Annotated in this window: 11 protein-coding genes; 4 read left to right on the top strand and 7 right to left on the bottom strand. The window is 42.9% G+C overall.

The window, feature by feature from the left end; translation table 11 throughout:
- Nucleotides 1–10 precede the first annotated feature (10 nt).
- Nucleotides 11–1921, top strand: coding sequence for a dihydroxy-acid dehydratase (gene ilvD, locus ACS8FB_RS01915; RefSeq protein WP_439260747.1), 1911 nt, complete (start codon nt 11–13; stop codon nt 1919–1921).
- Between the two features lie 259 nt (nt 1922–2180).
- A complete protein-coding gene (locus tag ACS8FB_RS01910) occupies nt 2181–3431 on the top strand; it encodes a cation:proton antiporter (protein ID WP_439260746.1) in 1251 nt (416 codons plus the stop codon).
- A gap of 28 nt (nt 3432–3459) precedes the next feature.
- Here the strand turns inward: ACS8FB_RS01910 and ACS8FB_RS01905 are convergent, their stop codons facing one another.
- The 4 genes from ACS8FB_RS01905 to ACS8FB_RS01890 form a co-directional block, all read right to left on the bottom strand.
- Entirely contained in the window at nt 3460–4845 is a 1386-nt protein-coding gene (locus tag ACS8FB_RS01905; RefSeq protein ID WP_439260833.1) for a serine hydrolase domain-containing protein, read from the bottom strand.
- Nucleotides 4846–4968: 123 nt separating this feature from the next.
- Entirely contained in the window at nt 4969–5484 is a 516-nt protein-coding gene (locus ACS8FB_RS01900) for a protein tyrosine phosphatase family protein (protein WP_439260745.1), read from the bottom strand.
- Between the two features lie 50 nt (nt 5485–5534).
- Nucleotides 5535–6449 carry a MaoC family dehydratase gene (locus ACS8FB_RS01895; protein WP_439260744.1) on the bottom strand — a complete coding sequence of 305 codons (915 nt, stop codon included), beginning with the start codon at nt 6447–6449 and terminating at the stop codon, nt 5535–5537.
- A 349-nt stretch (nt 6450–6798) separates the two neighbouring features.
- The gene (locus ACS8FB_RS01890; protein WP_439260743.1) at nt 6799–8199 is read right to left on the bottom strand and encodes a 3-oxoacyl-ACP reductase; all 1401 of its coding nucleotides are present in this window, start codon (nt 8197–8199) and stop codon (nt 6799–6801) included.
- Nucleotides 8200–8935: 736 nt separating this feature from the next.
- On the opposite strand from ACS8FB_RS01890, the gene ACS8FB_RS01885 reads away from it, so the two are divergent.
- Nucleotides 8936–10411 (top strand): acetyl-CoA C-acetyltransferase, encoded by a 1476-nt coding sequence (locus tag ACS8FB_RS01885; protein ID WP_439260832.1) that lies wholly within the window; start codon nt 8936–8938, stop codon nt 10409–10411.
- 268 nt (nt 10412–10679) lie between these two features.
- Complete coding sequence (gene ppk2 / locus ACS8FB_RS01880; protein WP_439260742.1) at nt 10680–11693, top strand: polyphosphate kinase 2; 1014 nt, start codon at nt 10680–10682, stop codon at nt 11691–11693.
- Between the two features lie 86 nt (nt 11694–11779).
- On the opposite strand, the gene ACS8FB_RS01875 is transcribed toward ppk2, so the two are convergent.
- The 3 genes from ACS8FB_RS01875 to kdsB all read right to left on the bottom strand — a co-directional run bounded on the left by ACS8FB_RS01875 (nt 11780) and on the right by kdsB (nt 14267).
- A complete protein-coding gene (locus ACS8FB_RS01875; protein WP_439260741.1) occupies nt 11780–12127 on the bottom strand; it encodes a PilZ domain-containing protein in 348 nt (115 codons plus the stop codon).
- An 89-nt stretch (nt 12128–12216) separates the two neighbouring features.
- On the bottom strand, nt 12217–13335 hold the full coding sequence (locus ACS8FB_RS01870; protein ID WP_439260740.1) for a DNA polymerase III subunit delta': 1119 nt from the start codon (nt 13333–13335) through the stop codon (nt 12217–12219).
- A gap of 104 nt (nt 13336–13439) precedes the next feature.
- Nucleotides 13440–14267: a 3-deoxy-manno-octulosonate cytidylyltransferase gene (kdsB, locus tag ACS8FB_RS01865; RefSeq protein ID WP_439260739.1), complete on the bottom strand. Its 828-nt coding sequence runs from the start codon at nt 14265–14267 to the stop codon at nt 13440–13442.
- Between the last annotated feature and the right edge of the window lie 27 nt (nt 14268–14294).

Below are 14294 nucleotides of genomic sequence, written 5' to 3'. Positions count from 1 at the left end.
GGAATATCATATGGATTATCGCTCAAAAACTTCTACTGGTGGTCGTAATATGGCAGGTGCCCGTGCACTATGGCGCGCCACTGGCATGACTGATGGCGACTTTGGCAAACCGATTATCGCTATTGCCAACTCATTTACGCAGTTTGTACCTGGACATGTGCATTTAAAAGATCTTGGACAAATGGTCGCGCGTGAGATCGAAAAAGCGGGCGGTGTGGCAAAAGAGTTTAATACTATCGCCGTCGATGACGGTATCGCAATGGGTCATAGCGGTATGTTGTATTCACTGCCGAGCCGTGACCTCATCGCTGACTCAGTAGAATACATGGTCAATGCTCATTGCGCTGATGCTTTGGTTTGTATCTCTAACTGCGATAAAATTACCCCTGGCATGCTAATGGCTGCAATGCGCCTAAATATCCCTGTGGTGTTTATATCAGGTGGCCCGATGGAAGCAGGTAAAGTCATTGCCAGCACAGTGGCTCATAGTCACAACAACGATGGCGGTAGCGACGTCCATACTACTGACAGTAAAGGCAATGCGATTCGTAAGCTTGACCTTGTTGATGCGATGATGGATGCCGCTGATGATAGCATTAGTGATGAAGATGTAGCTGCTATTGAAGCCTCGGCCTGCCCGACTTGTGGTTCATGTTCTGGCATGTTTACCGCCAACTCTATGAACTGCTTGACCGAAGCCTTAGGTTTGGCATTGCCTGGTAATGGTTCGCTACTAGCGACGCATTCGCTACGCCGCGAGTTATTCTTAGAAGCGGGGCGCACTATTGTTTCACTAGCCAAACGCCGTTATGAGCAGGACGATGATTCGGTATTGCCACGCTCTATCGCGACCAAAGCTGCGTTTGAAAATGCCATGACCCTAGATATCGCCATGGGTGGCTCGACCAACACTATTTTGCATTTATTGGCGGCAGCTAACGAAGCAGAAGTCGATTTTAAAATGCATGATATTGACCGCTTAAGTCGTGGTGTACCTTGCCTATCAAAAGTGGCTCCTGCTTCACAAAAATATCATATGGAAGATGTGCACCGTGCTGGCGGAGTAATGGCATTACTTGCTGAGCTTGATCGAGCAGGATTGCTCACCACTGACATACCGACTATTCATAGTCCGACGATGAAAGAAGCCATCGATAAATGGGATATCATGAATCCTAATAATATTGAGGCGCGTGCTCGCTACATTGCTGCTCCTGGCGGCGTACGTACCACTGAGGCGTTTTCACAGTCAAAAGAGTGGCCTAACCTTGATGTCAATCGTGAGTCGGGTTGTATTCGTAGCGTCAAGAATGCCTATTCAGCAGATGGTGGTCTGGCAGTATTGTATGGCAATATCGCTGAGCGTGGCTGCGTGGTCAAAACCGCAGGCGTCGATGAGAGTATTTTAACCTTTACTGGTCGTGCGCGTATTTTTGAATCACAAGACGCTGCCGTAGCAGCCGTCCTTGACGATCAAATTGTAGCAGGTGATGTGGTCATTATCCGTTTTGAAGGACCAAAAGGCGGTCCTGGAATGCAAGAAATGCTATATCCAACCACCTATCTTAAGTCAAAGGGCTTGGGTAAAGAATGTGCATTATTAACTGATGGTCGTTTTTCTGGTGGTACCTCAGGTTTATCTATTGGTCACGCTAGTCCAGAAGCTGCTGAAGGCGGTGCGATTGGTCTGGTCGAAGAAGGTGATACCATCCATATCGATATTCCAAACCGTACTATTAATATGCAAGTCAGCGATGCAGATCTAGCAGCACGTCGCGCCGCAATGGAAGCACGTGGCCGCGATGCATGGAAGCCTGTGAGTCGTGAGCGTTATGTCACACCTGCCCTACGTGCTTATGCTGCTATGACCACCAGTGCAGATACGGGTGCGATACGAGATGTGAGTCAAGTGGAGCGCTAACTACAGAGCAGCTATCCAAATTTTTGAATCAAACCAGCTTTTATGCTGGTTTTTTTTCACCAAAAAACAACGTAGCTGACGTTTTGATAACGATTTTTTGCGAAACTTATTGCGTTTTTTCGTCACTATAGGTTTTTGACCGCTTTCATAGATTACGTTTATGTTCTACATCTTACAACTTCTACAGATTGCTATTATCAACTTTCCATTTTAAATTTTAAAAATATTTTAAATGGACCAAGCGGCATGCATAAACCTTATGATCGAAAATTATAATTTATTCTTATTAGTCTGCGGCATCACCTTTTTATTCGGTGCCATTTTTCCTATTGTCTTTAAGCCTATACCTGTATCTCTACCCATGCTTCAAGTTACTTTTGGCATTGTAGTTGGCTATCTATGGCTCTCATTGTCATTTTTAGACCCTATGGAAAATGGCGTTGTTATCGAAAAACTGACCGAAATTGTGGTACTGGTATCACTGGTTGGAGCAGGTATTAAAATCGATACGCCACTATCTTGGCGTTTGTGGCGTCCTACCACTCGGCTATTACTTATTACTATGCCTATTGGCATTTTTGCAATGGCTGTCTTAGGCTATTACGCCTTTGGTCTGACTATAGGTGCAGCGATTCTACTAGGGGCTGTACTTGCTCCTACCGATCCTGTATTAGCATCTAGCATTCAAGTTGGACCGCCTAATACTGGGGGCGAAGACGCCCCACGTTTTACCTTAACATCAGAAGCCGGGCTCAATGATGGCTTAGCATTCCCCTTTGTGTATTTGGCCATCAAAATAGCTGAAGCTTATAATGAAGGTCAAGGGTTCTCAGGTGAGCTACTTTGGACGTGGTTTACACACGACGTATTATGGAAGATTGGTGCAGGTTTAGTCGTCGGTATAGTCGTCGGAAAGACTTTGGCAAAAGTGGTGTTTTCTAAGCATACTCGTGAGACTACCATCTCTCAAGGTTATGTAGTCATTGCATTGACATTATTAGCTTATGGCTTGGCTGAATATATACATAGTTATGGCTTTATTGCTGTCTTTATCGCCGCTTTTGCCTTTCGCCGCTCGGAGCATGAACACAGTTATCATAAAAAACTGCATGATTTCGCCGAGCAATCAGAAGGTTTATTGATGTCTTTAGTGCTGGTAGCTTTTGGCATGCTTATTGGACAAGGCTTACAATCAGGTGTTGAGCTAACATGGCGGGTTTATATTGTAAGCTTTGCGTTCTTACTACTTATCCGTCCGCTAGGTGGTATTATCGCATTGACGGGACTAAACCTACCTCGAACGGAAAAATATGCAATATCCGCCCTTGGTATTAGAGGTATTGGTACTTTATATTATTTGTCTTATGCGCTTAATCACGGGTTTTTTGGAGAAGAAGATGCGCTTAAGCTTTGGGTGGTATGCTCTATTGTTATCTTATCCTCTATCTTTATGCATGGTTTAAGTGCGCCAAAATTACTAAAAATGACAGCTAATAAACCACGCTCATAGTTCAAGTTAGTAATCTCAATTCGTATGTTTAATCTGTATTGATCAAATCTAATACCGCTTCCGTCAGGGCAAACTGGCGGACATCATTTAGCATAGTTACATCAAAGTTATGTATAAAAGCGAAAGACAGCTGCCGAGCAGGATCACACCAAGCGACTGAGCCGTTGTAGCCCATGTGTCCAAAACCCGCTTCGGTATTAGCACAAACGCTAAACAGACGATGATAACCCAAGCGCCAATGCATATGAGCAGGCATTACTGCATCCATCCCTGTGACTTGCGGAGTAGATAGCTGCTCGAATGTTGCCTCATCGATTAGAGTCTGACCTTGCCATTTACCAGCATTTGCTAACATAGCATAGATGGTCGCCAAGGCTTGTGCTGAAGCCACACCATTGGCAGCTGGAATAACTGCCTGTAGCGTTTGACGATTATAGTAATCTATAGGTTGCTTGTTGGCCGGTATAAGTGCAGCCTTATAGTTCTTTAAATTTAGCTGACTTGTATTAAGGTATAGACGGTTGATCTGAGCGGTATCTAGTATCGAAAATTCTTCTGTATTTTTGTCATCACTATGTTCTTTAGTTGTTTGAAGCTTTGCAGCGTGTTGCTTCCAGCATTTATAACTTGACAGATTTGCATAGGTACGCAATGTATTTTTAGAGTCAGGTTTTAATACTGGCTTATTTCGATGAGAACTAAGCTTAGGTCGCTCTACACTATGATCTTGCTTAAAGGTTTCAAAATCTTTTACCAATACAGCCACTTTATCTACCTTATCGCTTGGCACACCAAAGTAGCAACTATTAGCAATACCTAGCGGCTCCGTTAGATAACAACGTAACGCTTCGGCCAGCGTCATATCGGTGACCGCTTCTATGACACCTCCTAATATCCAGCCATAAACCAGCGCACTATAAGCACTATCATATCGCGTTGCATCCTCAGGCAAGGTTATGGGCATTGCAGCGACCTTAGCAAGCATACTGTCCCATTCGAGCAAGGTTTCGCTATCAGCATCAATACTATTGATCGAAAACAAATTGGCTTGGTGCGACATTAATGAGCGTAAAGTGATATCAGCTTTGTCATTGGAGGCAAACTTAGGCCAATAGTTGGCAATTGGTCTGTCATAATCAAGTAGTTTTTGTGACACTAAAACATGGACCAACGTTGCTAATATGCCTTTGCCCGTTGAAAAATTTAGGGATAAAGTTTCTGGTTGCCATGAGACATCAGGTTGTGCCATGCCGACACTGGCCTGCGCAATACACTTGCCAGCTTGATAAACGACTATTGACCCACCTGCTGGCGCGTCATCTAGCTGTAGATCGGTCAGTAATTGTTGTAGGCGCTGCTGTATTTTGGTATCAACCCTACCACTTCGATCATAGTTGTTAGCAGTATATGGCATTGTCGTTTTACTCACTTATTAATTATCACTTGGTTTTTGATGATAGATAGTTTTACTAGACAATAATAAAAAAGGCCACCCATTGGTCGCCTTCTAAAACACACCTTTAACCCTACTATCACATTAACGCGGTACTAGCAATCGATTATGTACCTCTTGCTCAAGACCAGCCAGTCCATGACTACGCCCACGCTCCATAGCAGTATCCATCTTACGCCCGCGTAACCAGCCAGCACGTAGGGCAATCGCTGCCCCTGCTCTATTTCCTGACCCGCAATGCAATGCGGTTTTTTTACCATGGTACTGGCGCAGTATATTATCAAACGCTAATATATTGAGCTGCTTTAAATCTTTGGCGCCACTTATAGGTAGCTGTTCGTAATGCATACCAGCGCGCGTTACTGCCCCTGACTCATCGAAACTAAGCTCATCATCAGGCTGCAAATTAATAACAAGCTCAACCCCTGCAGCTGCTAACGCTTTTACTTTGGACTCATCAAGCGCACCGCAAACGATTGTCTGTTCATCAGGGCGAAAATAAGGCTCAAGTACTTCTGAAAGATTCATACCATTGTCAGCTACCGGGTCTTGATTATCATGTTCATCTGTAAAGGATTGGGCATTTGTATTTAGAGTCATAGTCGTATATATATTGGTAGATATTAAGATTTGAGTTAAGATTATACTGATTAATCTTCTGAAATTAACTTAACAACACCAGCAAGATGCGGCTTATCGTTTTTGGCGCTATACAAACCAAAATTACAGCTGTCATCACTGCTCTCAAGCTTTGCTAGGGATTCAGCAATCAGCTCAACCTCAGATGGCAAAAATATAGGTAGCTTAAATGATACCTCAGCAGTACATGCATCGGGTAGTTCGCCCATCATTGCCAAACATTTAGCCTTAGACCACATACCATGAGCGATTGCTTTGGGAAATCCAAAAGCGCGTGCTGATAATGGATGTAAATGAATAAGATTAAAGTCGCCAGATATAAAGGCATAACGACGACCAATATCTTCTGGCACTTCAAAGACCGCATGGGTGCCTTCTTCATCGACCATTGGCTTGACAGTAGCGGGACGCGGCTTGTTTTTGTTGCTTGCATTACTAGCAGGTTTTTTACCACGAGCTAAATAAGTTGATACCCCTTCCCAAATGACATCATCTTGTGACTTGACCGTAGTCACAAAGTCAAACTGCTGACCTTGCGCATGATCACGTAAGTTATCGAAAGACACTGACATAGCGATCGTCTCACGCTCGCCAATAGGACGATACTGCGTCACACTATTATCTACATGTACCAGCCCTAACATTGCAAAAGGAAATGGTTCTTTAACCATCATATTCATCTGTAACGCTTGCGATAGTACAGAAAAATAGGTAATAGGGATTTTACCATCATCAGCGAAGCCGCAAATCTTACGGTAATCTTCTAAATTATCTTGATCGATGTGCAAATCATTCACATAGTAGGTCGCTTGTGGCAGCTCATCTTTGCCAACTTTTGCGTTGTCACCGATAGGCAACAGGCTCTTTATAATATTAGCGTAAGTGGTATGCGCTTTTGGCAACGCATCATAGTGTTTATCTGACATAAATCTATCCTGATTGAGGCTTAAGCGAATTTTTAGCACATCCATTGGCTGTTTAGTCGCTTATTTTGCAACATCTTGGCTCAAAAATACAGAACTAAAAAGTTACTAAATAAACAAAACTAAAGACAAACATGAAAATATCTATTAAAAACAAAATTTTTATTAACCTTGTCAACCTTGTGGTTTTAACATAAAAAAGCCACCCATAGGCAGCTTTATTACAATAAGTTAGCAAATTTGTCATAAGTAACGATGATTTATACAATAAATCAATAGTAACATCATCAACTTAGTACAGAATTAATATCTATATATTTTATGTATGAAAAACAACAGTTATATATAAATATTATGCACCTAGCAAGCTTTGACCACAGACACGTACGATATTACCATTTAAGCCGCCTGATGCAGGAGAAGCAAGCCACGCAATCGTTTCAGCCACATCAACTGGCAATCCACCTTGACTCATCGAATTCATACGGCGACCTGCTTCACGAATCGCAAATGGAATGGCTTCAGTCATCTGAGTCTCAATGAAGCCTGGAGCAACCGCATTTATCGTCATGCCTTTGTCATTGTCTGCCAACTGTTTTGCAGTCGCATCGACCAGCCCAATGACACCAGCTTTGGAAGTAGCATAGTTGGTCTGACCAAGGTTACCTGCGATACCAGAGATTGAAGACACACATACAATGCGAGCATCTTCTTTTAATACATCATTATCAAGTAAATAACGATTCAATCTAGCAATACTGGCAAGGTTAATATTGATAACCATATCCCACTTTTTTTCATCCATTTTGGCAAGCGTTTTATCACGAGTAACCCCTGCATTATGAATGATAGCATCAAGACCGCCACGCTTTTTGGCAGCTTCAGCGATTTGCTCGCCGGCATCATCACTAGTGATATCAACCATCAAAGTCGATCCACTAATCTCGCTTGCAACCTTTTGTAAGTCAGCTTGTTGCTGTGGTACATCTAGGCAAATGACATGTGCGCCTTCACGAGCCAATACGCGAGCGATCGCCTCACCAATACCGCGACTGGCGCCAGTGACTAACATCGTCTTGCCACCTAATGGCTGCGTCCAGTCTACTTCAACCGCATTACCCTTACCGACACGTACGACTTGTCCTGATACATAAGCTGAACGCGCTGAGGTAAAGAAGCGCAATGTTGAATCAAGATTGTTTTCAGAGCCTTCAGCGACGTAGATCAATTGAGCGGTAATGCCCCGTTTGAACTCTTTGCCGACAGACTTCACAAATCCTTCAAGCGCACGCTGGGCTAAAGCTGTTTCTACATCAGTGATTTCTTCAGGTGGACGACCAATAACGACGACGCGACCTGACTTCTCTACGCGGCGAGCCACAAAATGAAAGAACTCATAGACTTGCTTGAGTTCATCTGCATTGCTGATATTGCTGGCATCAAATAATAATACCTTAAAGTTGTCTTCACTGCCTGTATTGGCCTTTGCTTCTACGTTTGCATCAGCAAGGGCATCTTTAATACTGTCTCTACTATTGACAAACACTTCAGCATGCAATTCTGACAAGATACGCGCCATAGACTTGCTCACACGATTGTCATTACCATCGGCTGAACCAACTAATACACTGCCGCGTACAAGACGTTGTCCGCTCTCAAAACGATCAAGACTTACTGGTAGCGGTAGACCTAAGTTTTTAGCCACTTTTTTACCAATAGAAGATTGAACAAAATCACCATAACGGTCTGACATAAAATACTCCTGTATCTAAAATTAAAACAATAATGAATGAAAACAGAGGGGTCTTTAATAAGTGAATTTAAAGTTGACATAACTATACACGCCTAAGCTAAACAAGTCCAAAAGTCAACGATATAAACATGAGTAAACGCGCAGACTTACAAACGCAGCAGTTACTTTCTCTTTCTTTGAAAAACAAACTTATATGCTAAAATAAAACCTAGAAGTTATGACTCATTCATATACTGATAACAATATATTATCAGACAGCCATTTAGGCAATACTAATAAGTAATACTGCTCAGTCTATGTATTTTTGGCTTATGTAAATTTGAGTCTTTGTTACCTGAATTGCTAAAGGTATACAATAACAGGGTAAAAACTATTACGATAAACGGCTACCATCTTCTATATTGATGACCTACTTTGTTTATGACAATATTTTATTACCTTATTATCTACTACATTCACTCGTTTTAAGGATAACTTTATGAGTAACAAAAAGAATAGCCCAGTCGTTGAGAGTACAGTTATCAAAGGTAACACTCCAACAGTGGACGACACACAGAAAAACCCTCAATCACAAAAAGATGTCCAAAAGAACAATGACCATTACGATTCAATTGCTGAGTTAAAAAAAGCCACTGATATTGTTGATGCTGACGGCAATCTAGTTGATGACAACTCTGAAAACGATCAAGCGCAGAAAAAAGCAAAAATTAAAGAAGATTTAGTTAATGAGTCTAATATGAGTGAATCAGAAGACCTCAATGTATTTGATACTACAGCAAAGTCTGAAGCGGCCAAAACGCATGAAGACAATACACAAAACCAATCAGTAAAATCAGAGGATCGTGCTGATGATAATACCGATGAGGCAGCTGCTAAGACTAGCAAGCCAAATACTGCTTCTAAAAAGAGCCGCGCTACCAAACTAAGCTCGGGCCAACATCGCGTTGCCATTTTAGGGGGCAATCGCATTCCATTTGCTCGCTCAAATGGACCTTATGCTGATGCTAGCAACATTGATATGTTAACCACTGCACTTAACGGTCTTATCGAACGTTATAATTTGCAAGATGAGCATGTGGGTGAAGTGGTCGCCGGCGCCGTTTTAAAGCTTAGCCGTGATCTTAACTTAACACGCGAAGCGGCTCTAAATACTGCTCTAGACCCACACACACCTACTTATGATGTCTCGCAAGCTTGTGGCACTGGCCTTCAATCTGCGTTTGCCTCAGCCAACAAAATTGCTTTAGGAATAATCGATTCAGCCATTACGGGCGGTGTCGATACGACTTCAGACGCGCCCCTCGCGGTTGGTGATGGCCTACGCAAAGTCATCCTAAAGTTAGGAGCAGCAAGAAACAACAAACAGCGTTTGCAAGCACTGATGGGTTTGAACCCAAAAGACTTAATTGAATCACCACAAAACGGTGAACCGCGTACTGGCTTATCTATGGGTGAACACCAAGCGATTACTGCTCTTGAATGGAACATCAGCCGTGAAGATCAAGACGAATTGGCTTTTAATAGTCACAAAAACTTGGCACGTGCTTACGATGAAGGCTTCTTTGATGATCTTATTACGCCTTATAAGGGTCTGACACGCGATAATAACCTACGCCCAGACTCTACTCTTGAAAAAATGGGTAAGCTTAAACCAGCATTTGGTAAAAAGAATGCCAACCCGACCATGACAGCGGCCAACTCAACACCACTGACTGACGGTGCCTCTTGTGTACTGCTAGCCAATGATGAGTGGGCAGAAGCACATGGTCTTAAGCCTTTAGCTTATATCGTTCACCAAGAAACAGCAGCTGTTGATTTTATTGGTAAATCTGGTAACAAAGAAGGTTTATTAATGGCACCAGCCTATGCAGTACCGCGTATGCTTGAGCGTGCTGGTCTTACTCTACAAGACTTTGACTTTTATGAGATTCATGAAGCCTTTGCTTCACAAGTTCTTTCAACCCTTGCCGCTTGGGAAGATGAGACATTTTGCCAAGAGCGCCTAGGTCTTGATGCACCGCTGGGCTCTATTGATCGTAGCAAACTAAACGTCAATGGTTCATCACTTGCTGCTGGACATCCATTTGCGGCAACTGGTGGACGTATCCTTGCAACAGCAGCCAAATTATTGGATCAAAAAGGTTCAGGTCGTGCGCTTATCTCGATTTGCGCCGCTGGCGGTCAAGGCGTCACTTGTATCCTAGAAAAATAATCTGGTATTTATTTGCTTAATAGACAAATAGCTTAGATATTTTGAATTTTTGACACCCTTTAATCGTTTGATTAAAGGGTGTTTTTTATGCTCCCTTATTCTTAAATGCAGTGACAAATCTGCTAGCGCGATAACGAGCAATTCATGATTACATTGCACAATAATAGAACACAGTCATCGCACAGTCATCGATTAGCTTCATCAACAGATATGCTAAAGTAGAGACTAAGGTGAATACAATGATAAGAATAGTTATTAGGAGTTTTCTATGAGTAAGATTCCCTCGGCAATTGACCCAAAGTCTTTAACACCGCAGGAACACAATGAGCTAAGCAAACCTGAACAAAGCAACTTTATTACACGCATGGATAAAGAAGTATTCAACGATGAGCTACGCCGTAAAATGCATCAGGACTTAATCGACGCTTATGATGAAGAGCTTGAAAATGAAATAGATGATTATGTACGTGACTTTCGTTTTGATGGACTTGAGATGACAGAGCAAGAAAAGCTTGCTCGTCGTACCTATTTTCAAGAATTGGTGCGCTTACAGCGTGAGCTAATCAAACTACAAGATTGGGTAGTCGATCGCGGTGAGCGCATCGTTGTCATATTTGAAGGGCGTGACTCAGCAGGTAAAGGCGGCGCTATCAAGCGCATTACTCAACGTCTCAATCCCCGTGTTTGTAGAGTTGCTGCCCTGCCGGCTCCGACCGAGCGTGAACAATCACAATGGTATTTTCAGCGCTATGTGGCGCATTTGCCCGCCGCTGGTGAGATTGTATTATTTGATCGAAGTTGGTATAACCGTGTCGGTGTTGAGCGTGTAATGGGCTTTTGTACCGATGCACAATACGAGGAGTTTTTTCAATCTGTGCCTGAGTTTGAGCGTATGCTCGTACGCTCCGGTATTAGGCTAGTCAAGTATTGGTTTTCTATTACCGATGACGAGCAGCATTCGCGGTTTATGAGCCGAATTCATGATCCGCTTAAACAATGGAAGCTGTCGCCAATGGACTTGCAATCAAGGCGTCGTTGGGAAGATTATACCAAAGCCAAGGAGACTATGTTTGAGCGTACTCATATTCCAGAAGCACCGTGGTGGGTCGTTGAGGGCAATAATAAAAAACGTGCGCGTCTAAACTGCATCGCTCATCTTCTCGAACAAATACCTTACAAAGAAGTGCCGCGCGAGGAAGTAGAACTACCTGAACGTAAGCGCGACGACGAATATTATCGAGAGCCTATTCCAGATGATATGTACGTTCCACCCCGTTATTAGACCATTGTAATACTATATTGATAGCTTGTAATACGTTTACTTATATAAAGTGATTTACTATAGTCTGTATTACACTATAGTCCGTCTTACATAGTATAAGTCGCTTGCTGGCTATCAATCTTGCCTGCTAGTAAACGTTCAACCTCATGCTTTATCTTTTGTCCTGCAACGTCCGTACCGATTTGGACGGCAAACCCTGCGGGACGGTTGGCCTGTGCTTTATGATTGATCCAAACGACTTTACCATTCATTGGTAAACGCTCGCTAGAATTGGGCAAAGTAATAGCGATAAAAACTTCATCGTCCAACTCCTGTACACGGTTGGTAGGTACAAAAAGGGCGCCATTATCTACAAAAGATAGATAGCTGGCGTATAGTTTTTCGACATCTTCAATATGACAGGTAATAATACCGCCACGTCCTGGCATTGCCATAATAAAATCCTTAATTTTGATATACGGTTAGATATCGCTTGATTGTCACTTTAGTTTTACTATATAGAGTCTATATGCTCAGGTAGATTCTATAGATAAGCCAAGTCTTGCATCAGCTTATCATAAGCAAATTTTTCTTGCACATTTTGTTGAAGGGCTGTTTTTGTTTGCCGCAACTGGCTTAGCAATGTTTCTAATGCGTTGTCTGTAGGCTGATATTTTTCTAAAGCGGCTGATAGAGCAATATCTTTTTGGCTACTATCAAGACCAAGACAAACACGCCGAACATCAATCAACATAAGCTCAGTCAGCTTGAGAAAGTCTGGTAGATCAACCTCGGCTTGCCAATAGTCGCTAGCAGCTATACTGCTACGCTTACCACTACGTAAAGCTTGCCATGTGGTCAACCATAGAGCGCGTTTACTATACCAGGTAGCTCTTGCCAGCTCTATTGCTGCAAGCGGCGCACCATTTGCTAGCTGTAACAACTGCGTAATTTGTATCGGACTTACCACTTCACGATTGATCATGTTGCCAAGCTCTTGAGCCACATAGTCATTTGCAATAGCGGGCTCTACTCCCTGCAATGGTAACTGCTGTACACGACTTTTAATCGTTGGCAGTAGTTTTGCTGGCACGTCGCTGATTAAAAACAGATGGACTTGTGCTTGCGGCTCTTCTAACGTTTTTAAAAGCGCATTGGCGGCAGCGATAGTCATTTTTTCAGCATGATCTAACACGCAAATGCGCATCCCCTGTCCGCCCTGATAGATAAAGGGTTGCAATGCGCGAATATCATCTACCTTTACTGTCAACGCAGCACTATTGGTTGCTTTTACCGACTTGGTATTGGTCTTCGTTTTTTTATTATTACTGACAGATTGGTTATTTTCCTGACTTTCAGTGCTGATAGGCATACTGGTAATAGGCAATACTTGTAAGCTTGGATGCGTACCAGATCTAAGCCATTGGCAACTTTGACAATGACCACAGGCTCCAAGCGGATGCTGCTGACGCTCTTGGCATAATAGCCAAGCTATCAGTCGCCAAACAAAAGCACGCTTACCCATTCCTTGCATACCAGCAGCAAGTAATGCATGCGGCAAATTATGGGGCGGTGATAGTACACGACTTGTAAGCTGCGTCCACAATGCTTGCTGCCATGGTAATAGTGGCGCAAAATAAATATTGTCTGTCATACGATTCACGCTTGTTGCCTACTATTTTGTTTAAAATTTACTAAGCTTAGTACTTATCCTATCTTATAGACACTTTCAAATATCAATTGCTAAGTAAACGCTTAGGCTATTTATTATGTATTGCTTGTAAACTTATTGACACTTATTGCATTTAAACGATCCAGATCTTCTTGCGTGTCCACGCCAGCAGGTAGCTGAACTTTTGCAGCCGCAATAGCTATGTTGCCACCGTTTTCTAAAATGCGTAATTGCTCTAAGCTCTCAAGCGTTTCAAGCGGTGTTTGAGACCAATGGACAAATTGTTGTAACAAACTTACCCGATAAGCATACAATCCTAAATGTCGGTAAGCCTCTTTTGGGGCGGGTAGCTCTGCTATATCTAAATTACCCGCAGCCACTGCCAACGCCACATCACGATCACAAGGAATCGGTGCACGGCTAAAGTACAGCGCGCGTTGTGTGTCATCGGCAGTTGCACTCACAACCTTGACTACCGACGGTTTTATGAACGTCTGATAATTTTCAATGGGCTCGTATAAAGTCGCCATAACGCTGTCATCATCTTGTACCAACAAGTCTTTGACTTGCTGTAGTAAGAGCGGCGGCACTAATGGCTCATCTCCTTGCATATTAATGATAATGTCGTGCTCAGCCCAGCCTTTAATCGTCGCAACTTCAGCCAAACGATCTGTGCCTGAAGCATGATCAGCACTTGTCATTACCACTTCATACCCTGCATCCGAGCAAACCTTAGCGATACGCTCATCATCGGTTGCAATACACATATCATCGGCAAAATGCGCGGCTTGAGCCTTTTCAGCGACCCACAGAATCATAGGTTTGCCATGAATATCTAACAAAGGCTTGCCTGGTAGACGTGTACTCTTAAAGCGCGCAGGAATAACGATATGAGTTTTGGCGGGTGCTAAAGCGGATGACATACATAATTCCTATAACAAACAGTTCAT

Source organism: Psychrobacter sp. 1U1 (assembly GCF_051847535.1).
Classification (GTDB): Bacteria; Pseudomonadota; Gammaproteobacteria; order Pseudomonadales; family Moraxellaceae; genus Psychrobacter; species Psychrobacter saeujeotis.
The sequence above is the reverse complement of the archived record's forward strand: the minus strand, read 5'-3'. Positions and strand labels throughout refer to the sequence as shown.